The sequence below is a fragment of the Inquilinus sp. YAF38 genome (assembly GCF_052113205.1).
Taxonomy (GTDB): Bacteria; Pseudomonadota; Alphaproteobacteria; order DSM-16000; family Inquilinaceae; genus Inquilinus.
In genome coordinates this window covers 120,671-141,941 of sequence record NZ_JBFRCU010000006.1, presented here as the reverse complement: position 1 = coordinate 141,941, position 21,271 = coordinate 120,671, and the positions used below count along the sequence as shown (strand labels likewise).

Genomic DNA, 21,271 nt, shown 5'->3' with positions numbered 1-21,271 from the left:
AGCTCATCCTGGAGGGCGGCGGCGCGGCGGGGATCCCTGATCTCTTGCCAGATGACCGCGTGCAGGGTYTCCTCGACCTGGTAGCGCTGAGCGTCACGGCGGGCYTCGCGGGYGGCCTCGCGCTCGGCGGCCTGGGTTTTCTCGCGGGCGCACAGGGTGTCGGCGGCACGGGCGCGCAGCGCCAGGGAGCGCTGCACGGTGCGGGAGAAGCGGTTGAAGGCCAGCCCGGCCTCCTGCGCCTCGGCMCGGGCCGCCTGCACCGCGRCCTCGTCGGYCTTGGGCTGTGCGGCGCGGGCCTGGGCGGCGACGGCGCGGGTTCCCTCGCCCTCGGCCAGCTGCATGGCGATCTCGGCCAGGCGCGTGAGCATCTGGATCTGCTGCAGCGCGAGGCTGCGGCAGAAGGCCTGGACGTCGAGATCTGCTGATGCGGGCTCCATGGAACGTATCATGAACGAGATTCGACGGTTAACGCAATGAACGTTGCATGTACAACGCGTCGAGCCGGTGCGGGTGGCGCCAAGCTGGATCGCCACGCCCCTGCGGGGCTCGCGATGACGGTAGGGTATGGCGGGGTCTGCTGGAGCTCGCCGAAGTCGGCAAAGGGCGGAAACCGGACTCTCCGGCCGCTGAGGACAAACAGCCGCTTTGCAAACGAGAACCGGACAATGGGTGTCCCTTCGCTCGGTGCTCGGTGCGCGCTGCGGCTGGACGGAGACCGGTGGCATTGAGGTTTGGTTCCGCCTAGACTTCGGGCCCGAGCGCAACGAGGCGCCGTGCATGGATCGTCGGCTCGCCGCCGTGTTGATCGCCGATGTCGTCGGCTATGGCCGGTTGAGCCAGATCGACGAGGAGGGGACCCGTGCCCGCTTTCAGTCCGACCTGAAAGAGGTGTTCGAGCCCAAATTCGCTGCCCATCACGGACGCCTGATCAAGACGATGGGCGACGGAATCCTCGCGGAATTCCAGAGCGTCGTCGAAGCACTGCGCTGTGCCCTGGAGATCCAGCAGGGCAAAGCCGATCGAAACGCCGTCGCACGCCCGGAGCACCGCATTGATTTTCGCGTGGGGATCAACCTCGGTGACATCATTGTCGAGGGTGAAGACATCCACGGCGATGGCGTAAACATCGCCGATCGGATTCAATCCCTCGCTGAGGCCGGCGGTATCGCCATCTCAGGCACCGCGTATGATCAGGTCAAGGCGAAGGTTCCTGTCGGATACGCCTCCCTCGGCGAGAGGAAACTGAAGAGCATCGCCGAGCCCGTGCGCGTCTATCGCGTGGTCACCGACCCGATGGCGGCCGGCAGGACCATTGGCGCGCGAAAACGCCCACGGTCATGGCGCACTTTGGCCGGGGCATTCGTGCTGGTTTTCCTGGCGCTAACCGCCGCAACAGCATGGTGGCGACTCTGGGCGCCGGCGTCCGAGCCGGCGGCCAAGCAGAATGTCGCCGCGGCCGATGACCGGCCGTCGCTGGTCGTGCTGCCCTTCGACAATCTCAGCGATGACAAGGAGCAAGGCTATCTCGCCGATGGCATCACGGAGGACCTGACCACCGATCTCGCCCGTCTCACAGGTCTGTTCGTCGTCTCGCGAAACGCAGCATTCACTTACAAGGGCAGGGACGTCCCGCCAGCACAGATCGCCTCGGAGTTGGGCGTTCGCTACCTCTTGGAGGGCAGTGTCCGCCGCGCCGGCGATGATATGCGCATCAGCGCCCAGCTCATCGACACCACGACCGGCGGACACCTATGGGCGGAGCGCTATGACGGTGCCTGGGCGGATGTGTTCGATTTTCAGGACAAGATCGTCAGTCAGATCGCCACATCCTTGAAACTGCGTCTGATCGCGGGCCAACGCGCCGCGCAAATCGCAGGCGGCACGAGCAATCCCGCGGCCTATGAGGCATATCTCCGGGGCGTCGAGCTCGAGCATCGCGGCGAACCGAAGGACCTTGCCAAGGCCGTCGAGCAGTTCGAGCAGGCCGTCGCGCTCGACCCGGACTTCGGCGCGGCCATTGCCGAGCTCTCCTGGGCCTATTGGACCGCATCTGGCGTGGGTTCTTTCGAGAACGCTTTGTCGCTTTCGGGAGACGAAACCGCCGCCAAGAGCAACGACTATTTGGAGGACGCGGCCAGGCATCCCTCACCGGGCTACTACCAGCTTCTCGCCGACCGACTGCTTCCACAGCAGAAATCCGACGAAGCAATCGTCGCGGCCGAGCGGGCGATCGCCCTCGATTCCAGCGACCCCTACGCCTATCACGAAATGAGCTACGCGCTGACATTGAACGGGCGGGCCGCGGACGGACTTGGTTTCTTGAGTGCCGCAGCGCGCATCGATCCCAACTGGACAACCTGGCGCCATTACTTGGCTGGGCTGTCCTACTTTTCCCTCAGCCGTTTCGAAGAGGCTGTCGCGTCCTTGGAAAGGATCGACTTTCGCATCGGAAACGACACCGATGTCCGGGACAAGTATTTGGGTCTGGAGTTGCTGATAGCGGCCGAGGGGCATCTCGGCCACGCGGCAAATGCCGCCTCCGCCAGGGAGAAGATCAAGCCCTATTTAATGGCGTTGAATTATGCCGAGTTCACCGGGTTGGCGGCAATTCAGGACCTTCCATTCAAGAGCTATGCGGATCTCGACCGGGTTCTCGACGGCCTGCGCAAGGCGGGCGTGCCGGACCTGCCCTTCGGCTTCGATCCGAAGTCGAAAGACCGGCTCTCCGGCTCGGAAATCAAGGCGCTGCTTTTCGGCCATGGGATCCGGGGGCGCGAGGTCGTCCCGGCGGTCAACCCGTATCGGCGGACGACCACCATCGACGGGTCGTTCAGCGCGACCATCGGCACGCAGTCGGTCGAAGGCGTCAGCAGAATCGAAGGCGATGCGATGTGCACCTTCGCTCCATTGACCATCAGATCCTGCCGTGTCGTCTTTCGCAATCCGGGAGGAACATTAGACCTGGAGAATGAGTATCTGTTCTTCCGCGATCAAGACCGCTACGAATTTTCGGTGATCAGGTAAGTTCCTGTCTAGGTCCGAATCGCGTCGTCAAGCGCCTCAGGCCGAAGGTCGCCTTAGGGTCGAATGCGGTCAATTGCGGGCGGGCTGGTCGCACTCGAGACGCACGAGCGCGCCCCTATTGCCAGGCGATCTCGCGGGCGCCCGACAGCGCGCACCAGCCGGGCTTGCGCGAGGTCCAATAGGCCGTGGCCGGAGCACCGAAGCCCGGGTCGGCGAAGCAGCCGACCGAGACGGCGAGCATGTCGGGCGCGGCCTCGCTGCGCATGAACACCAGGCCGCCGCAGGCGGGGCAGAAGCAGTGCTCGAGCCAGCGGCGGGCCTCGCTGCCGCGGCGCCATTGCCGGTGCTCGCCCTCGATCGACACGACCGCGTCGCCGGCGAAGCGGGCCCGGACGGCGAAGGCGCTGCCGGTGGCGCGCTGGCACTCCAGGCAGCAGCAGGCATAGATGCCGAGCGGCGGGCCGGCGAGGGTCAGCCGCAAGCCGCCGCAGGCGCAGGCCGCGACCCTGGTCTCTTCCTGTCGGTCGTCCATGCCCGCCTCCCTGTCCTAGCCAATATACCGGCTGAGCACGGCGAAATCGTCCGGCGCGTGCCCGGCGGCGATCGCCGCCCGGAACACCCGGTCGAAGGCGTCCGGCACCGTCCGGTCCAGGCCGCGCTCGCGGCACAGCTCCAGCAGTTGGCGGAAGGCGCCGTGATGGGCCGCGACCGTGGCCAGGGTCGCTTCGTCCCCGGCCTGGCGGCCCGTCCGGACCCGGGCGACGACATCGGCCACCGCCAAATCGACCACCGGCTTGAACGCCTGCAGCTGCGCCTCATAGGCCGCGAGCGGGATGTTTTCCGCGGCGCAGACCGCGATGCCCTGCAGCGCGCCGAACAGTGCCCCCCACATCTGCACCAGCAGGGCGGCGTCGAGCGCCGAGGCGTGGCCCGAATCTTCGCCGACATGCTGCGGGTTGCCGCCGAGCACGCGCAGCACCGCCAGGTGTCGCTCGAACAGCGCGCTCRGGCCGGAATAGAGGATGGTGGCGCCGGGCTCGCCGATGAAGTTCGGCGTCGCCATGATGGCGCCGTCGAGAGTGTCGATGCCGTGCCGCGCCGCCCAGGACGCGGCCTCGCGCGCCTGGCCCGGCGAGCCGGAGGTCAGCTGCAGCAGCAGCCGGCCGCGCAGCGCCGCCTCGACCTGCGGCACCCGCAGCAGCCGGTCGGCGGCGGCGTAGTCCGAGACGTTGACGATGACGATCTGCGCGGCCTCCACTGCTGCCACGACCGTCTCCGCAGCCCGGGCGCCGAGGGCCAGCAGCGGCGCGGTCCGCTCCGCCGTGCGGTTCCAGACATGGGTCGGATGGCCCTGCTGCAGCAGGGCGCGGACCAGGGCGGACCCCATCCGCCCCGTGCCGATGACCGAGATCTCTGATTTCACGCGAAGTCTCCGGATGATGGGCCTGTCTCCGAAATCTCAAACCGGCCCTGATGACCCGAAATCTACGAACAACTTGACTGTGATCAAGTACTGACAATATTATTAGAGACGCACATCAATGTAAGTATTGCGGAAATGAAGACATCTCGGAACGATGGCTGCGGCTGGAGCACCGCCCTGGCGGTGATCGGCGGCAAGTGGAAGACCGACATCCTGTGGGAGCTGCATCTCGGCCGGCGCCGATTCGGCGAGTTGCGGCGGCTGCTGCCGGGGATCAGCGAACGGATCCTGACCCTGCAGCTGCGCGAGATGGAGGCGGACGGCATCGTTCGCCGCGAGGTGTTCGCCGAGGTGCCGCCGCGGGTGGAGTATTCGGTCACCGAGTTCGGCCTGACGCTGAACGACGCGGTCGGCGCCATGTCGCATTGGGGCAAGGCCTTCGAGGCCAGGGCCCAGGACCTCACCGCAGCCCCGCTGGCCAAGGCGGGCTGAGCGCCCGCCCCGGCCGTGCCGGCTACAGCAGGAAATCTGCCGCGGTCAGGGCGTGGTCGGCATAGACGGTGATGATCGAATCCGGGCTCTTGTCGCCATTGGCGTCGAGATAGACGCCCTGGCGGCCATCGCCGAAATCGACCACCCGAACCTCGCCCGCCGTGCCGGTGAAGCCGCCGGAGCCGAAGCTGAAGGCGGTGTCGCCATTGGCCGAATTGCCGTCGGCGTCGATGCCGGACAGGTCGATGCGGTCGCCGGCCGTGAAGTCGGCGATGGTGTCCTTGCCCGAACCGGCCACGGTGCTGTCGGACAGGGCGGTGTAGACGAAGCTGTCATTACCCGCCCCGCCCTTCAGCACATCGGCCCCGCCGCCGCCGTTGATCCGGTCGTCGCCGGCCATGCCCCACAGCGTGTTGGCGTTCGCGTCGCCGATCAGCAGGTCGTCATGGGCCGAGCCCAGCAGCTGCTCGACATTGACCAGGATGTCGCCGTCCACATCGCCGCCGGTGCCGATCCCGAGGGCGAGCGAGACCTGGACCGCCGTGGCCGAGCCGGCGTAGCTGGCCGTGTCGATGCCGTTGCCGCCATTGACGACGTCGCCGCCGCCGCCCGCTTCGATGAAGTCGTTGCCGCCACCGCCGTCGATCTGGTCGGCGCCCTCGCCGCCACGGATCGAATCGTTGCCGGCCCCGCCGTCGATCGTGTCGTTCCCCACTCCGGCATCGATGGAATCGTCGCCAGCGCCGCCCTGGAGGTTGTCGATGCCGTCGCCGCCAACGAGCCGGTCGTTGCCGCCGCCGCCTTCGAGCCGATCGTCGCCGGCCTCTCCCGACAGGGAATCGTCCCCGCCATTACCGGCGAGGATATCGTTGCCGAGCTCGCCGCCGATGATGTTGCGGGCGTTGTCGCCGGTCAGTTGGTCGTCGAAGCTGGACCCGTAGAGATTCTCGATGCCGGTCAGCGTGTCGCCCGCCGCGTCGCCGCCCGAGGCGGTGCCGGCCAGCAGGTTCACGGTCACCGCCTCGGCCGAGCCCTGGTAGTTGGCGAAGTCCGAGCCGTCGCCGCCGTCGAGCACATCGGCCCCGGCCCCGCCGCGGAGCGTGTCGTCACCCGCCCCGCCGGCGAGCGCATTCACGCCGGCGTCGCCGTAAAGATGGTCGTTGAAGGCCGAGCCGGTGATGTTTTCCACGGTCGCCAGCGTGTCGCCCTGGGCATCGCCGCCAACACCGGTGCCGGCCACCAGATCGACCGTCACCCCGGCATCCGAGGCCGAATAGTCGGCCGTGTCGACGCCCGCCTCGCCGACCAGCTGGTCCGCCCCGGCGCCACCGGCCAGCACGTCGTCGCCGCCATGGCCGTTGAGGATGTCGTCCCCGCCGCCGCCGGCCAGCCGGTTGGCGCCGGCGTCGCCGTCCAGCATGTCGGTGAAGGCGGAGCCGATCAGGTTCTCGATGCCAGCCAGGGTGTCGCCGCTGGCCATGCCGGCTGAAATCTGTGCCCCGCCCAGCCGGAGGTCGACGGTCACCCCCACCAGGGAATCGACATAGCTCGCCGTGTCGGCGCCGGCGCCGCCGTCCAGCGTCTCGGCATTGGCGCCGGCGATGATGGTGTCATTGCCGCCGCCGCCCTGCAGCGACACGGCATCGCCCATCGAATGGATGGTGTCGTCGAAGGCCGTCCCGTGAATCTCTTCGAAGCTGGAGCCGGGCTGGGTCCAATAGAAGGCGACGCGGACACTGTCGGACTGCCGCAGAATGCTGCTGTAGCCGCCCACGTTGTCGTTGGAGAAGATCAGGCCCTGGCCGAAGCCGGAATAATCCAGGAGGTCGTAGCCGTCATAGCCGACATAGATATTGTTGTTGCCGGTGCCGATGACGATGTCGTCTCCGGCGAAGGCGTAGATATTGTCGCCCGGACCATAGGTGAAGTCGTTGTACCCAGGCGGGGCGGTCATCCCGTCTCCCGCGGCGTGAAAAAAGTCCTTCCCGTCGGTGCCGCTCACGTCCGCCATGCAATGCTCCCAAAAATGCGTGGGACTCGAATCCGGTCCAAAACCCCACCTTGATACGGGATTCGCGGGACCGCCGCCTAGATCGAATTTGGCGATTATCCGATGGATCTTCGCAATCGTGGCGTGCGGGCCGGTGGTCCTATCACGGGCTGCGCAGCACGTCGATGAAGGCGCGCAGCGCCGGCGGCATCTGGCGGCGGCCGGGGTGGTAGAGGTAGAAGCCCGGGAAGCGCGGTGACCAGTCGCGCAGCACCCGTTGCAGCCGCCCGGCCTCGATATCGACCTGCGCCTGCCGGTCGAGCAGATAGGCGATGCCGGCGCCGCCCAGCGCCGCCTGCAGCATCAGCGCGGCGTCGTTGACCACCAGCGGCCCGTCGATCGCCAGCACGAGCTCCCGCCCGCCCTGCTCGAACTCCCAGCGATAGAGATCGCCGCCGCCCGGCCAGCGGAAGCGCAGGCAGCGGTGACGGTGCAGGTCGGCCGGGCTTTCGGGCACGCCGTGCTCGGCGAAATACTCCGGCGTCGCCACCGCCGCCAGCTCCAGTGCCCCCGTCAGCGGCACCGCCACCATGTCGCGCTCCAGCGTCTCGCCCAGCCGGATGCCGGCGTCGAAGCGGCCGGCGACGATGTCGGTGATGGTGTCGTCGACCACCACCTCCAGCTCGACACCGGGATGAGCGCGGTGGAACCGGCCCAACATTGGGCCGACCAGATGCGCGGCGACGAAGCGCGGCACGTTAATGCGCAGCCGGCCGGCGGGTGCGTCGCGGAAGCGGTTCACCTCCTGCACCGCCTGGTCGAATTCGACGAAGAGCGGGCGCAACCGGTCGAGCAGGCGCTCACCCGCCTCGGTCGGGGTGACGCTGCGGGTGGTGCGGTTCAGCAGGCGAACGCCCAGCCGCTCCTCCAGCCCGCGCAGGGTCTGGCTGAGCGCCGAGGGCGAAACGCCAAGGCGCTTCGCGGCGCGGGAGAAGCTCGCCGCCTCCGCCACCGCGGCGAAGGCCCGCAGCTCGGCATAATCGCTGCCGCGCATTCTGCACCATCTGCTTCAAGGCTATTGAAGATTATGCGGCATTCTCTTCAAGGAGGCGAGGCTGCAACGTGGCGGAGAGCAGCGAGAGGCCGCCATGAAGATCCTGATCGTCCATGCCCATCCCGAGCCGCGCAGCTTCAACGGCGCGCTGACCGACACAGCCCGGCGCTGCCTCGCCGAGGCGGGGCACGAGGTGGTGGTCTCCGACCTTTACGCCATGGGCTGGGACCCACGCTCCGGCCGCGGCAACTTCACCGGCGCGCTTGACCCGAAGGTTTTCCGGCAGCAGCAGGAGGAAGCGCATGCCAGCGCCACCGGCGGCTTCGCCCCGGAGGTGCAGGCCGAACTGGACAAGCTGGCCTGGTGCGACGCGCTGGTGTTCCAGTTCCCGCTGTGGTGGTTCGGGCTGCCGGCGATGCTGAAGGGCTGGGTCGACCGGGTCTTCGCCATGGGTGCCGTCTATGGCGGCGGGGTCTGGTACGACCGCGGCCGCTTCGCCGGGCGCCGGGCCATGCTGTCGCTGACCGCCGGCGGCCCGGCCAGCATGTACGGGCCGGACGGGCTGAACGGCGACATCCATCAGCTGCTGTATCCGATCCAGCACGGCATGCTGCGCTTCACCGGTTTCGACGTGCTGCCACCCTTCATCGCCTGGCAGCCGGCCCGGGTCGGCGAGGACGGCCGGCGCGTGTGTCTGGAGCAGTACCGGCAGCGGCTGCTGACCCTGGCGACCACCGAGCCGCTGCGCTTTCCCACGCTCGACGACTACGACCCTGAGACCTACAGGCTGAAGGCGAGCGTCGCCGCCTGAGAGGACTTTCTCAACGAACGTCCATTGGACTTTTACATTCCCCCTCCACTATCAATTTACACATCTCCGAGCGCTATCAAAATTGCCTCTCCCGCTTGCGGGAGAGGTCGGGCTCGCGCAGCGAGACCGGGTGAGGGCGGCTCGGCCGCGACACCAGGATCAGCGTTTCAGGACCGGGCGGATCATGCGCTCGCTCTTGGCAAAGCGGTGCTTCGGCGAGGCCGCTATCCCCTCACCCGGACATCCTTCGGTTGTCCGACCTCTCCCGCAAGCGGGAGAGGCAATCTGTTCCTATACCGGCGGCTGGTATCGCCGATCGATGTGTGAATGCCGTAGCCCGCAAGGGGAGGGGGAGGATGGAAGGGCATGGGCTGAGCGAGGAGCGGCTCATGCAGGTCTGAAGAGGCCTCACCCGAGGGAGAACGCTATGAGGATCATTGTCATCGGCGCCACCGGCACGATCGGCACGGCGGTCGCCGCGGCGCTGGAGGAGCGGCACGAGGTGGTGCGGGCGTCGCGCAGCGGGTCGCCTTCGGTGGACCTGGAGGATCCGGGCTCGATCGCGACGTTGCTGGTGGCGGCCGGCCCGGTCGATGCGGTGGTGTGCTGCGCTGCCAGCGCCCGCATGGCGCCGCTGGACGCGCCCGACGACGCGTTTCTGAACGGCTTGCACAGCAAGCTGCTGGGCCAGGTGGCGCTGCTGCGGCTGGCCCTGCCGCATCTGCGCGACGGCGGCTCGGTCACCCTGACCGCCGGGACCATCGACCCGGCGACGGCCGGTGCCGCCTTCGGCGCGCTGGTCAATGCCGGGATCGAGGGCTTCGTGCGGGCCGCGGCGCTGGAGTTGCCGCGCGGGCTGCGGGTCAACGCCGTCAGCCCCGGCTGGGTGCGCGAGACGCTGCAGGCGATGGGCCGCGACGGCGGCACGCCCGTGGCCGATGTCGCCCGCGCCTATGTCGCGGCGGTGGAAGGGTCGGTGCAGGGCCAGGTGATCAGGCCCTGACGCTGCTGCCATCTTCTGGCAGCATGGAACCATGTCGCGATCCGAACGCCTGCTGACGCTGATCCAGGTGCTGCGCCGCCACCGCCGGCCGGTCAGCGGGCGCGCGCTGGCGGCCGAGACTGGAATCAGCCTGCGCACCCTGTACCGCGACATCGCCACACTGCAGGCCCAGGGCGCCGACATCGAGGGCGAGCCGGGGCTGGGCTATGTGCTGCGGCCCGGCTTCATGCTGCCGCCGCTGATGTTCTCGGAGGATGAGATCGAGGCGCTGGTGCTGGGCTCGCGCTGGGTCGCGCAGCGCGCCGATGACCGGCTGGGCGACGCCGCCCGCAACGCCCTGGCCAAGATCGCGGCGGTGCTGCCGGACGACCTGCGCCAGGGCCTCGACGCCAATGCCCTGCTGGTCGGCCCCGGCCAGGCGATCGCCGGCGGCAGCATCGACCTCGCCGCGGTGCGCCGGGCGATCCGGGCCGAGCGCAAGCTGGCGATCGCCTATCGCGGGCCGGAGGGGGCGGAAACCCGGCGGGTGATCTGGCCCTTCGCACTGGGCTTCTTCGACCAGGTCCGCATGGTGGTGGCGTGGTGCGAGCTGCGCCAGGGCTTCCGCCATTTCCGCACCGACCGGATCGTGGAGCTGGCGACGATCGAGGCGCGCTATCCGCGCCGGCGCCAATCGCTCCTGAAGGAATGGCGCGAGAGCCAGGGCATCGCGTCACGCGATTGACTGCTGCCGGAAACTGACAGCATGGGCGTGCATCCTGGGGCCGTCGCCACAAAGAGACCTTCTCGCCCCCCACACCGTCATTGCGAGCGGAGCGAAGCAATCCAGGGCGGCTCGCACTGGCCCTGGATTGCTTCGTCGGCTTCGCCTCCTCGCAATGACGGCGAAGGGTGGGCGCTTTGAGAAGGTCTCCACATCAGGAGGACCCGATGCCGATCCCGAGCTATACCCTGCTCTATGTCGACAGCCCGCCGGCCAGCGCCGCCTTCTATGCCGGGCTGCTGGGCCGCGAGCCGGTCGAATCCGCGCCCACCTTCGCCCTGTTCCTGCTCGACGGCGGGGCCAAGCTGGGACTGTGGTCGCGGCACACGGTCGAGCCGGCGGCGACGGCGGCCGGCGGCGGGGCCGAGATCGGCTTCAGCGTCGCCGACGCCGCCACGGTCGAGACGCTGCATGCCGAGTGGCGCGGCCGTGGCCTGCCGATCCTGCAGCCGCCGACCGAGCTGGATTTCGGCTACACCTTCGTCGCCCTCGACCCCGACGGCCACCGGCTGCGGGTGTTCGCCCTGACGGTGTGACTGTCCGATGCACCCCTTCATCCTCCCCCTCCCCTTGCGGGAGGGGGTTAGGGGGAGGGGTTTGGCGCCGCAGGGGCTGAAGTCAACGATTGGATCAACCATTTGACGTCCCGGATTATCGCGGGCCGGCCCTCTTCGATCGACACCCCCTCCCCCTGCCCCCTCCCGCGAGGGGAGGGGGCGAGTGGAAAACCCGGGCGCCTCCCGAAAACCGGTGTCGACAAATCGCCCCGCGGCTGGTCGAGTGGCGGATCGCGCCCGGCCGGCGGCCCGCCGGGGCGACGGGGATTCGGGGCCGAGGAATCATCGCCCGTGACCGACCTGTCCCAGATCTCCGCCGCCGCCCTCGGCCGCCTCTATCTCGCCGGCGCGACCGACCCGGTGGCCGCCACCGAGTTCTTTTTCGACCGCATCGGCGCCTGCCCGGACCAGGCGGTGTTCCTGCTGCTGACCGAGGCGCGGGCGCGGCGCGAGGCGGAGGCCAGCCTGAAGCGCTACCGCGCCGGCCGGCCGCTGGGGCCGCTGGACGGCGTGCCGATCGCGTGGAAGGACCTGGTCGACCTGGAGGGCGCCGTCACCACCGCCGGGGCCGAGGTGCTGCGAAACGCCCCGCCGGCCAAGGCCGATGCGCCGATCGCCCGCCACCTGGCCGCCGCCGGCATGATCAGCCTGGGCAAGGTCAATCTCAGCGAATTCGCCTATTCCGGCCTCGGGCTGAACCCGCATTACGGCACGCCGCTGAACCCGTTCGACGCCGTGCCGCGGGCACCCGGCGGCTCCTCCTCCGGCTCGGCCGTCGCGGTGGCGCGCGGCCTCGCCCCCTGCGCCATCGGCAGCGACACCGGCGGGTCGGTGCGCATCCCCGCCGCCTTCAACGGGCTGGTCGGGCTGAAGACCACCGAGGGCCGGATCGACAAGAGCGGCGTGTTCCCGCTGTCGCAGACCCTGGACACGATCGGCCCGCTGGCCCGGACGGTGGAGGATTGCATCCTGCTGGATGCCGCGCTGCGCGGCGCCGTCGCCACCGATGTCCGCCGCGCCGAGCTGTCGGGCCTGCGGCTGGTGGTGCCGGAGAACATCGTCTTCGACCATGCCGAGGACGGCGTGGTCGCCAATTTCGAGCGGGCGCTGGCCGCGCTGACGGCCGCCGGGGCGACGGTCGAGCGGCGACACATCGCGATCTTCGACGAGGCGCTGGCGGTCGGCGCCGCCCATGGCTCGCTGACCGCGGCGGAGGCCTATGCCTTCCACCGCGAGCTGATGGAGGGGCCCGACGCCGTCCGCGTCGACCCGCGCATCACCTCCCGCATCTCCGGCGGCAAGCGGATGACGGCGGGCGACCTGCTGGCGATCCAGGCCATGCGCCGGCGGCTGACCCCGGCCCTGGTGGCGGAGCTGGACGGCGCGCTGCTCGCCTTCCCCACCGTGCCGCATGCGGCGCCGGAGATCGCGCCGCTGGAAGCCGATGTCGAGCTGTACCACCAGACCAACCTGCGCAGCCTGCGCAACACCATGCTCGGCAACATCCTGACCACCTGCGGCCTGGCCCTGCCGACCGGGCTGGACGGGCGCGGCCTGCCGACCAGCCTGCTGCTCTCCGCCCCCGCCGGCGACGAATCCCGGCTGCTCGCGATCGGCCTGGCCGCCGAGGCCGCCGGCATCGACCAACGCGGCTGATCGAAAGGCCCGGCCGAGGTCCCCCTTGGCCGGGCCTTCTCCCCTCCCCGTCCCCCCGGACGGAGCCGTCAATCCAGCAGGTCGGGTTCGGCCGCGACGATCCAGTCCCACAGCGGCTTGAAGCTGAGCGCGCCGCCGGTCGGGCCGCCGACCCGGTCATAGGTGAACTTCGCCGTGTCGTGGTCGAGCACGATCGGCATGCCCGCGGCCTCGGCCAGCAGCTGGGCGTGGGCGGCGTTGTCCATGGCGATGTACCACCACGCCGCCGCCTCGACCGACGGGCCGGCAGTGAGGAAGCCGTGATTCTGCAGGATCACCGCCTTGCGGTCGCCCAGCGCCCCGACGATGCGCTGGCCCTCCTCCGCCTCCAGCACCACGCCGTGGAATTCGCCGTAGAGGCCGTGGTCGCCGTAGAAGGTGCAGGAATCCTGAGTGATCGGGTCCAAGAGCCGGCCCAGCGTCGACCAGGCCTTGCCATAGGTCGAATGGGTGTGGGCGGCGGCCACCACGTCGGGCCGGGCCTTGTGGATCGCGGCGTGGATGACGAAGGCGGCCTCGTTGATCGGCTGGTCGCCCTCGACGATCTCGCCATGCTCGTTGACCAGTTGCAGGTCGGAGACCCGGATCTGGCCGAAATGCCTGCCCAACGGGTTGACCCAGAAATGGTCGGTCAGCTCCGGGTCCCGCGCCGTGATGTGGCCGGCCAGCCCCTGGTCGAAGCCGCGGCGGGCGAAGATGCGGAAGGCGGCGGCCAGGCGCTGCTTGCGGTGCAGCCGCTCCGCCGCCAGCGAATTGTGCTGCGGCAGGGTGAAGAAGTCCCGGGCGCGGGTGGCGACGGTGGCTTGGCTCATGGGTCGGTCCTCGCGAGGGGGTCAGGCGCTCTTGGCCAGGAGGTCGCCGTAGCGGCGGTCGAACAGCGGGGCGACGTCGATCGGGCCGGGCACCAGGCCGAGCTCGATGAAGGTGTCGGCGACGGCCTGGACCGAGGCGACGGCGTCGTCGGTCACCGGCCTCAGGTCGTTGGGCTGGCTGGCGTTGCGCAGCTGGCCCAGCACGATGTCGCGCGGCACGCCGATGGCGCCGCTGAAGATCGTCGCCCAATCCTCGAGATGGGCCTGCTGCCAGGCCCAGGCCCGCTTGATGCGCAGCAGGTAGTCGCCGATCGCGGCCGACAGCGCCGGATCGTCCAGCGCCTCGGCCCGGGCGGCGTAGATGTAGTTGCCGGAGAGGTAGCCATTGGCGGTGACCAGCACCCGGGCACCGGAGGCGGCGATGGTGATCGGCACCGAGTAGCCGTAGATCGCCCAGGCGTCGATGGCGCCCTGGTCGAAGGCGGCGCGGCCGTCGGCCGGGGTCAGCGGCACGCCGGTGATGTCGGCGAAGGACAGGCCGGCCGCCTTCAGGATCCGGGCCAGATAGTACTGGGTGGTGGTGGCCCGGACATAGCCGACGCGCTTGCCGGCGAGGTCGGAGGGCGCGCGGATCGGGCTGTCCTTCGGCACCAGGATGACCTGGTTGTTGACGTCGTCGGCGATGATCGCGACCGCCTTGACCCGGGCGCCGGAGGCGGCAGCGAAGACCGGCGGGATCTCGCTCATCGACCCGACATCGATGGCGCCGGCATTCATCGCCTCGACGATGACGTTGCCGGAAGCGAACTCGCCGAAGCTCAGCGTGTAGGGCGTGTCGAGCTGCCCGGCGGCGCGCAGCAGGTTGTCCTCGCGGCCCTTGTACTTGGCGGCGCGCAGGGTGACGCCGGCTTCGGCGCGGGACAGCCCGGGCACGGAGAGCGCCAGGACGCCGGCGCCGCCGGCCAGCAGCGAGCGGCGCGACAGGATGATGGGCACGGGCGATCCTTCGGTGGGCGTGGACGCGGCCGGTGGGCGTGGACGCGGCAATGCCGGGATTCGATGTGGGTTATAGGAATATACAAAACTATGTGAGTCAAATTGAAATTTATAGCACAATAGTGTTGTTAAATCTTAACCTGTCATGCCCGGGCTTGACCCGGGCATCCAGAGGCTGTCGACAAAGACTGGATTGCCGGGTCAAGCCCGGCAATGACAGGAAGGGGACGGGCCGGCGCAGCAACCAGCCCCTACCCGACCCGGAAGGCGCCTTCCGAGACGATGCTGCTCAGGGGCTTGCGGCTGCTGGGCACCTCGCGCTCCTGCAGCTTCTCCGGCAAGGCCGCCTTGTCGCCGAGCCGGCCGATGGCGATGGCGGCGTCGGCCCCATACTCCGGCGGCAAGCCCAGCAGGTCGCGGGCCTTGTCGCGGTCGAAGCCGGACATGCCGTGGGTGTGCCAGCCGGACAGGAGGGCCTGCAGGGCGAAGTTCGACCAAGCGGCGCCGGCGTCGAAGGAGTGGGTGAGAAGCGGGGTCTCGCCCTTGCCGGGCTGGTCGAACTTCGTCTTCGAGGTAACGATCACCAGCGCCGCCGCATGCTGCGCCCAGCCGCGATTCCATTCGTTCAGGATCTCGAGGAAGACCGGCCAGCGCTCGGTGCCGCGGCGGGCATAGATGAAGTGCCAGGGCTGCGAGTTGTAGGCCGAGGGCGCCCAGCGCGCCGCCTCGAAGCAGCGCAGCAGCTCCGATTCCGGGATCGCCTCCTCGGTGAAGGCGCGCGGCGACCAGCGCCGCAGGAACAGGGCATCGATGTCGTGCTCGGCCACGCGGCCGTTGAGGCTGGTCATGTCGACTCCATGGGCCGGTCCGGACGACTGGCTTCGGCTGATCGCGAAGGCCATTGTGATACCGGCCAAAGCGCCGTCAAAACAAATTTCTTATGTTAATCACCCAGCATCGCTGCCATGCGGCGGCGGCCGAGACGGCCGATCCGGCATCAGCACCCTACACAAAATTCCGACGGATCAACGCGTTGCTTATTATACATTTATTTTGCGATATTAATTTCAGAATCACATTGACTGAGAAATATCGTCAGTCATTATCTACATATCAGCGACGCCCGCTGTCGCCTCTCGCTTCCTCGGCAACAGGACATCGCCTTGGCCACCCTCTCGCTGACCCAGCCTGCCGGCGGCTTCCGGATCGAGCGGTTCCGCCGCTTCATTCCGCCGCTGGTGATCATCCTGCTGTGGCAGGCCGGCTCCTCGGCCGGGCTGATCCCGCCGCGGTCGATCGCCTCGCCGGCGACCATCATCGCCACCTTCTGGACGCTGCTGGCCTCGGGCGAGCTGCTGCAGCACCTGCTGGTCTCGCTCGGCCGGGTCACCGCCGGCCTCGCCATCGGCGTGACCACCGGCGCGGGGCTGGCCCTGGTCGCAGGATTGTCCCGCCGCGGCGAGGACCTGGTCGACGCCACCATGCAGATGCTGCGCACCCTGCCCTTCCTGGCGCTGGTGCCGCTGTTCATCCTGTGGTTCGGCATCGGCGAGACGCCGAAGATCGCGCTGGTCGCGCTCGGCTCGGCGTTCCCGATCTATCTGACGCTGTTCGCCGGCATCCGCGGCGTCGACGCCAAGCTGGTCGAGGCCGCCAGCGTGTTCGGCCTGTCGCAGCGCGAGCTGGTGCGCCAGGTGATCCTGCCGGGCGCCCTGCCCTCGGCCCTGGTGGGCTTGCGCTACTCGCTCGGCTCGGCCTGGCTCAGCCTGGTGATCGGCGAGCAGATCAACGCCTCCAGCGGCATCGGCTACCTGGTGATGACCGCGCGCGACTTCCTGCGCACCGACATCATCTTCGTCGGCCTGATCGTCTACGCCCTGCTCGGCCTCGGCGCCGACCAGCTGGTCCGCGGGATCGAGCGCAGCGTGCTGCGCTGGCGCCCCAGCTTCGTGAAGGAGTGAGCCCTGTGCCCCTCTCCGCCGCCCGCCACCGGGCCGACACCGAACCCGCCGCCGCCCGCCCTGACGTTGTCCGCATCCGCGGCTTGACCCGATCCTTCGGCGGGCCGAACATCCTGGACAGGCTCGACCTCGACATCCCCGACGGCGCCTTCGTCGCCCTGCTGGGCCGCAGCGGCTCCGGCAAGTCGACGCTGCTGCGCACGCTGGCGGGGCTGGACCCCGCCCCCGCCGGCACCGTCACCGTGCCGTCGGAGCGAACAGTGGTGTTCCAGGAGCCGCGGCTGCTGCCGTGGAAGAGCGTCTGGCGCAACGTCGCGCTCGGCCTGACCGGTTCGAACGCCCGCGACCGCGCCATCGCCGCGCTGCAGGAGGTCGGGCTGTCGCATCGGATCGATGCTTGGCCGCTGACCCTGTCGGGCGGCGAGGCCTCGCGCACCGCCTTGGCCCGGGCCCTGGTGCGCGAGCCGCGGCTGCTGCTGCTGGACGAGCCCTTCGCCGCGCTGGACGCGCTGACCCGGATGAAGATGCAGGGGCTGGTCGGGTCGCTGTGGCAGGCGCATCGCCCGGCAGTGCTGCTGGTCACGCATGACGTCGACGAGGCCCTGCTGCTGGCCGACCGGGTGCTGGTGCTGGCCGAGGGCCGCATCGCCACCGACATCCCGATCGCGCTGGACCGGCCGCGCCGCCACGGCGACCCCGGCTTCGTCCGGCTGCGCACCCGGCTGCTGGCCGATCTCGGCGTCGACGAGTTCGAGGGCGAGGCCGTGCCGGCCGCTCCCCGCCCCGCCGGCCGGCCGGTGTCCGCTGGGCATGGCGCCCCGGCCCCTGTCGGAGCTTGAGCATGGCCTTGGCCCGACCGGACCAGCCGCTGCGCAGTGTTGACGCACCGCCGACGCTGGCGGAGACCGTGGCCGCCCTGGCCACGGAATTCGCCGGAACGGCGGCGGAGCATGACCGCAGCGGCGCCTTCCCCTCCGCGAATTTCCACCGGCTGGCCGAGGAAGGGCTGCTGGCCCTGGTCACGCCGCGGCGCTTCGGCGGCCTCGGCGGCGGCTTGCAGGACGCGGCGACGGTGATCGGCGGCATCGCCCGGGGCGAGCCCTCCACCGCGCTGGTGCTGTCGATGCAGTATCTGCAGCACGCCTCGATGGAAGAGCGCGGCTGGCCGGCGCCTCTGGCCGAGCGGCTGGGCCGGGAGGCCACCGCCGGCGTGTCGCTGATCAATGCGCTGCGGGTCGAGCCGGAGCTGGGCACCCCCGCCCGCGGCGGTCTGCCGGCGACGGTGGCGCGGCGGACGCCGGAGGGCTGGCGCGTGTCCGGCCACAAGATCTTCGCCACCGGCATCCCGATCCTGTCCTGGCTCGCCGTCTGGGCGGTGACCGACGAGGCCGAGCCGCGGGTCGGTACGATCCTGGTGCCGGCGGCCGCGCCCGGCATCCGCGTGGTCGAAAGCTGGGACCAGCTCGGCATGCGCGCCACCAACAGCCACGACGTCATTCTCGAGGACGTGCTGGTGCCGCTGGACCACGCCGTCGACCTGCGCCCGCCCGAGGCCTGGCGGACGCCGGAGCCGGTGAAGTCGGCCTGGGGCGCGGTGCTGATCGGCGCGCTGTATGACGGCATCGCCCGCGCCGCGCGCGACTGGTTCGTCGAGTTCCTGAAGACCCGCGCCCCGGCCAATCTCGGCGCGCCGCTGGCCACCCTGCCGCGGATGCAGGACGCGGTCGGCGAGATCGAGGCCCGGCTCGCGGTCAACGCCCGGCTGATCGCCAGCGCCGCCCGCGACGTCGATGACGGCCGTCCGCCGACGCCGACCGAGAGCGGCATCGTCAAGCTGATCGTCACCGGCAATGCCATCGCCGCGGTCGAAACCGCGGTGCGGCTGACCGGCAACCCCGGCCTGGCCCGCGCCAACCCGCTGGAGCGGCATTACCGCGACGTGCTGTGCGCCCGCATCCACACGCCGCAGGACGATTCCATCCGCCTTGCCGCCGGGCGCCTTGCCCTCGGCCTCTGACATCGCTTCGAGGATCTTGCCATGAGCGTCGAATTCATCGGTTTCATCGGCACCCGCGACTTCTCCGAGACCCGCCCCGCCAGCGGGCCGGTGATCGACGTGCCCTATATCGAGACGGTCGCCCGGGCGCATGAGGCCGCCGGCTTCGACCGGGCCCTGGTCGCCTTCCACTCGACCTCGCCGGAAAGCATCCTGATCGCCGGCCATGCCGCCGCGGTGACCGAGAAGCTGGGGCTGATGATCGCGCACCGGCCCGGCTTCACCGCCCCGACCCTGGCGGCGCGGCAGTTCGCGACGCTGGACCAGCTGACCGGCGGCCGCGTCGCCGTGCACATCATCACCGGCGGCGACGATGCCGAGCTGCGCCAGGACGGCGACTTCCTGACCAAGGATGAGCGCTACGCCCGCACCGACGAGTATCTCGGCATCCTGCGCAAGATCTGGACCAGCGACGCGCCGTTCGACCATGAGGGCGCGCATTACCGGTTCGAGCGCGGCTTCTCGACCGTCAGGTCGGTGCGGCCGCCGCACATCCCGGTCTATTTCGGCGGCGCCTCCGACGCGGCCATCGCCGTCGCCGGCAAGCATGCCGACATCTATGCGCTGTGGGGCGAGACCCACGCCCAGGTGCGCGAGCTGACCGGCCGGGTGCGGACGTCGGCGGCGAAGCACGGGCGGCAGCTGCGCTTCAGCCTGTCGCTGCGGCCGATCCTGGCCGACACCGAGGAGAAGGCCTGGGCCCGCGCCGACGCGATCCTGGAGCAGGCGCGCGCGGTGCAGGACAAGACCGGCTACAAGCGCGCCGCCGAGCCCGCCAATTCCGGGTCGCAGCGCCTGCTGGAAGCGGCAGCCAAGGGCCCGCGGCTGGACAAGCGGTTGTGGACCGGCATCGCCGCGCTGACCGGCGCCAAGGGCAACTCCACCGCCCTGGTCGGCACGCCGGAGCAGGTGGCCGACGCGCTGCTGGACTATTACGACCTCGGCGTCACCACCTTCCTGATCCGCGGTTTCGACCCGCTGGACGACGCCATCGACTATGGCCGCGAGCTGATCCCGCTGACCCGCAAGCTGGTCGCCGACCGGGCGCGGGCCAGCGCCACCGCGGCGGAGTGAGACGACGATGATGAAGCGCATTCTGGCCGGGCTCGCCCTGGCCCTGGCGGTCACCGGCGCGGCCCATGCCGAGACCGTGCTGCGGGTCGGCGACCAGAAGGGCAACGCCCGGTCGGTGATGGAGGCGGCGGGCGTGCTGTCCGATCTGCCCTATCGGGTCGAATGGAGCGAGTTCCCGGCCGCCGCCCCGCTGCTGGAGGCGCTGAACGCCGATGCCATCGATGCCGGCAGCGTCGGCGACGCGCCCTTCAACTTCGCCGCCGCCGCGGGGGTGCCGGTGAAGGCGATCGCGGCGATCCGGTCGAAGCAGGACGGCTTGGCCATCGTCGTGCCGAAGGACTCGCCGGTGCAGGGGCTGCAGGACCTGGTCGGCAAGACCGTCGGCACCGGCCGCGGCTCGATCGGCCACCAGCTGATCCTGGCGGCGCTGGAGCAGGCCGGGCTGAAGCCGGATGCGGTCACCATCGTCTACCTGCTGCCGGCCGAGGCCAAGGCCGCCCTGTCGAGCGGCGCCATCGATGGCTGGTCGACCTGGGAGCCCTACACCTCGCAGCTGGAGCTGCAGGAGGGCGCCCGCCGCGTCGTCACCGGCGTCGGCATCACGCCGGGCCTGAGCTTCCTGGTCGCCCGGCCGGATGCGATCGAGGACAAGCGAGCGGCGCTGCAGGATTTCGTCGGCCGGCTGGCCAAGGCGCGGAGCTGGGGCACCAGCAACTACCCGGCCTACGCCGAGATCTGGAGCAAGCTGGTCGGCCTGCCGCAGGAGGTGGCGCTGCAATACCTGTCCCGCCAGGCCGTGCGGCCGGTGGCGATCGACGACACCGTGGTGGCCGACGAGCAGAAGACCATCGATCTCTATTTCCGCGCCGGGCTGATCCAGACGCAGCTGGACGCGAACACCGTGCTCGACCGATCGTTCAACGACCCGGTGCTGGCGGAGCTGGCAAAGAAATGAGCCTCGACAGCCTGCTCGCTTTGGCCGCCGCCGGCCTGGAGCCCTGGGAGGAACGCCACCCGCCGGTGACCAACGACGACTTCCGCGGCGCCATGCGCCACCTGGCGGGGGCGGTCAGCATCGTCACCGCCGGGCTGGGATCGGAGCGCAACGGCCTGACCGCGACCTCAGTGGTGTCGCTGTCGGCCGACCCGCCGACCGTTCTGGTCTGCGTCAACCGCTCGGCCTCGGCCTGGCCGCTGCTGGTCCGGCACGCGCATTTCGGCATCAACGTGCTGGCGGCGTCGCAGCAGCCGGTCGCCGACCGCTTCGCCGGCCGCAACGGCGAGAAGGGCGAAGCCCGCTTCGCCGGCGCCCGCTGGATCCAGCTGGCCAGCGGCGCGCCGATCCTGGCCGACGCGCTGGTCGCCTTCGACTGCACGCTGGAGGAACGGATCCAGCGCCACTCCCACGACATTCTGATCGGCCGGGTGCAGGCCCTGCACGGGGTGGGAGGGACCGGGGGTGCCCCCGGCACCGATCCCCTGCTGTACTGGCGCGGGGCCTATGGCGCGATCCGGCCGGCCTGAGATCGGCCTTGCGGCTGTGGACATTGCCGACGACAT

The 21,271-nt window shown here is 69.7% G+C and carries 21 protein-coding genes; 13 read left to right on the top strand and 8 right to left on the bottom strand.

Translation table 11 applies throughout. The features are described 5' to 3' along the window. The coding region (locus AB4Z01_RS04635) for a hypothetical protein (RefSeq protein WP_441691042.1) at window positions 1–437 on the bottom strand (437 nt) is incomplete at its 3' end. A gap of 340 nt (window positions 438–777) precedes the next feature. Here AB4Z01_RS04635 and AB4Z01_RS04630 point away from each other — a divergent pair. Beyond that, the gene (locus AB4Z01_RS04630; RefSeq protein ID WP_441691040.1) at window positions 778–3,024 is read left to right on the top strand and encodes an adenylate/guanylate cyclase domain-containing protein; all 2,247 of its coding nucleotides are present in this window, start codon (window positions 778–780) and stop codon (window positions 3,022–3,024) included. A gap of 115 nt (window positions 3,025–3,139) precedes the next feature. Here the strand turns inward: AB4Z01_RS04630 and AB4Z01_RS04625 are convergent, their stop codons facing one another. Continuing rightward, entirely contained in the window at window positions 3,140–3,556 is a 417-nt protein-coding gene (locus AB4Z01_RS04625) for a GFA family protein (RefSeq protein WP_441691039.1), read from the bottom strand. 15 nt (window positions 3,557–3,571) lie between these two features. Continuing rightward, window positions 3,572–4,447 carry an NAD(P)-dependent oxidoreductase gene (locus AB4Z01_RS04620; protein WP_441691037.1) on the bottom strand — a complete coding sequence of 292 codons (876 nt, stop codon included), beginning with the start codon at window positions 4,445–4,447 and terminating at the stop codon, window positions 3,572–3,574. A 135-nt stretch (window positions 4,448–4,582) separates the two neighbouring features. Here AB4Z01_RS04620 and AB4Z01_RS04615 point away from each other — a divergent pair, with 135 nt between their 5' ends. Further along, entirely contained in the window at window positions 4,583–4,939 is a 357-nt protein-coding gene (locus AB4Z01_RS04615) for a winged helix-turn-helix transcriptional regulator (protein WP_441691035.1), read from the top strand. Between the two features lie 22 nt (window positions 4,940–4,961). Here the strand turns inward: AB4Z01_RS04615 and AB4Z01_RS04610 are convergent, their stop codons facing one another. Together AB4Z01_RS04610 and AB4Z01_RS04605 are read right to left on the bottom strand one after the other, a co-directional pair. Next, on the bottom strand, window positions 4,962–6,893 hold the full coding sequence (locus tag AB4Z01_RS04610; protein WP_441691033.1) for a calcium-binding protein: 1,932 nt from the start codon (window positions 6,891–6,893) through the stop codon (window positions 4,962–4,964). A 199-nt stretch (window positions 6,894–7,092) separates the two neighbouring features. Beyond that, on the bottom strand, window positions 7,093–7,983 hold the full coding sequence (locus AB4Z01_RS04605) for a LysR family transcriptional regulator (RefSeq protein ID WP_441691031.1): 891 nt from the start codon (window positions 7,981–7,983) through the stop codon (window positions 7,093–7,095). 94 nt (window positions 7,984–8,077) lie between these two features. On the opposite strand from AB4Z01_RS04605, the gene AB4Z01_RS04600 reads away from it, so the two are divergent. The 5 genes from AB4Z01_RS04600 (at window position 8,078) to AB4Z01_RS04580 (ending at window position 12,773) form a co-directional block, all read left to right on the top strand. Then, window positions 8,078–8,794, top strand: a complete 717-nt coding sequence (locus tag AB4Z01_RS04600; protein WP_441691029.1) for an NAD(P)H-dependent oxidoreductase — start codon at window positions 8,078–8,080, stop codon at window positions 8,792–8,794. Between the two features lie 427 nt (window positions 8,795–9,221). After that, entirely contained in the window at window positions 9,222–9,797 is a 576-nt protein-coding gene (locus AB4Z01_RS04595) for a short chain dehydrogenase (RefSeq protein WP_441691027.1), read from the top strand. A gap of 31 nt (window positions 9,798–9,828) precedes the next feature. Then, entirely contained in the window at window positions 9,829–10,521 is a 693-nt protein-coding gene (locus tag AB4Z01_RS04590; RefSeq protein ID WP_441691025.1) for a helix-turn-helix transcriptional regulator, read from the top strand. A 206-nt stretch (window positions 10,522–10,727) separates the two neighbouring features. Further along, window positions 10,728–11,096: a VOC family protein gene (locus tag AB4Z01_RS04585; RefSeq protein ID WP_441691023.1), complete on the top strand. Its 369-nt coding sequence runs from the start codon at window positions 10,728–10,730 to the stop codon at window positions 11,094–11,096. A 312-nt stretch (window positions 11,097–11,408) separates the two neighbouring features. Next, window positions 11,409–12,773, top strand: coding sequence for an amidase (locus tag AB4Z01_RS04580; RefSeq protein WP_441691021.1), 1,365 nt, complete (start codon window positions 11,409–11,411; stop codon window positions 12,771–12,773). A gap of 68 nt (window positions 12,774–12,841) precedes the next feature. On the opposite strand, the gene AB4Z01_RS04575 is transcribed toward AB4Z01_RS04580, so the two are convergent. The 3 genes from AB4Z01_RS04575 to AB4Z01_RS04565 form a co-directional block, all read right to left on the bottom strand. Next, window positions 12,842–13,624, bottom strand: coding sequence for a class II aldolase/adducin family protein (locus AB4Z01_RS04575; RefSeq protein ID WP_441691019.1), 783 nt, complete (start codon window positions 13,622–13,624; stop codon window positions 12,842–12,844). A 21-nt stretch (window positions 13,625–13,645) separates the two neighbouring features. Beyond that, a complete protein-coding gene (locus AB4Z01_RS04570; RefSeq protein WP_441691017.1) occupies window positions 13,646–14,620 on the bottom strand; it encodes an ABC transporter substrate-binding protein in 975 nt (324 codons plus the stop codon). A 251-nt stretch (window positions 14,621–14,871) separates the two neighbouring features. After that, window positions 14,872–15,468 carry a nitroreductase family protein gene (locus AB4Z01_RS04565; protein WP_441691015.1) on the bottom strand — a complete coding sequence of 199 codons (597 nt, stop codon included), beginning with the start codon at window positions 15,466–15,468 and terminating at the stop codon, window positions 14,872–14,874. Between the two features lie 315 nt (window positions 15,469–15,783). Between AB4Z01_RS04565 and AB4Z01_RS04560 the strand changes: the two genes are divergently transcribed. The 6 genes from AB4Z01_RS04560 to AB4Z01_RS04535 are packed head-to-tail and all read left to right on the top strand — an operon-like array spanning window position 15,784 to window position 21,235. Further along, a complete protein-coding gene (locus tag AB4Z01_RS04560; RefSeq protein WP_441691013.1) occupies window positions 15,784–16,581 on the top strand; it encodes an ABC transporter permease subunit in 798 nt (265 codons plus the stop codon). Window positions 16,582–16,586: 5 nt separating this feature from the next. Next, window positions 16,587–17,420, top strand: coding sequence for an ABC transporter ATP-binding protein (locus AB4Z01_RS04555; protein WP_441691011.1), 834 nt, complete (start codon window positions 16,587–16,589; stop codon window positions 17,418–17,420). Between the two features lie 2 nt (window positions 17,421–17,422). Beyond that, window positions 17,423–18,598: an acyl-CoA dehydrogenase family protein gene (locus tag AB4Z01_RS04550; protein ID WP_441691009.1), complete on the top strand. Its 1,176-nt coding sequence runs from the start codon at window positions 17,423–17,425 to the stop codon at window positions 18,596–18,598. A 21-nt stretch (window positions 18,599–18,619) separates the two neighbouring features. Then, entirely contained in the window at window positions 18,620–19,711 is a 1,092-nt protein-coding gene (locus tag AB4Z01_RS04545; protein ID WP_441691007.1) for an LLM class flavin-dependent oxidoreductase, read from the top strand. 7 nt (window positions 19,712–19,718) lie between these two features. Beyond that, a complete protein-coding gene (locus AB4Z01_RS04540) occupies window positions 19,719–20,666 on the top strand; it encodes an ABC transporter substrate-binding protein (protein WP_441691005.1) in 948 nt (315 codons plus the stop codon). Further along, complete coding sequence (locus tag AB4Z01_RS04535; protein ID WP_441691003.1) at window positions 20,663–21,235, top strand: flavin reductase family protein; 573 nt, start codon at window positions 20,663–20,665, stop codon at window positions 21,233–21,235. The genes AB4Z01_RS04540 and AB4Z01_RS04535 overlap by 4 nt, the downstream gene beginning before the upstream one ends. Window positions 21,236–21,271: the final 36 nt, after the last annotated feature.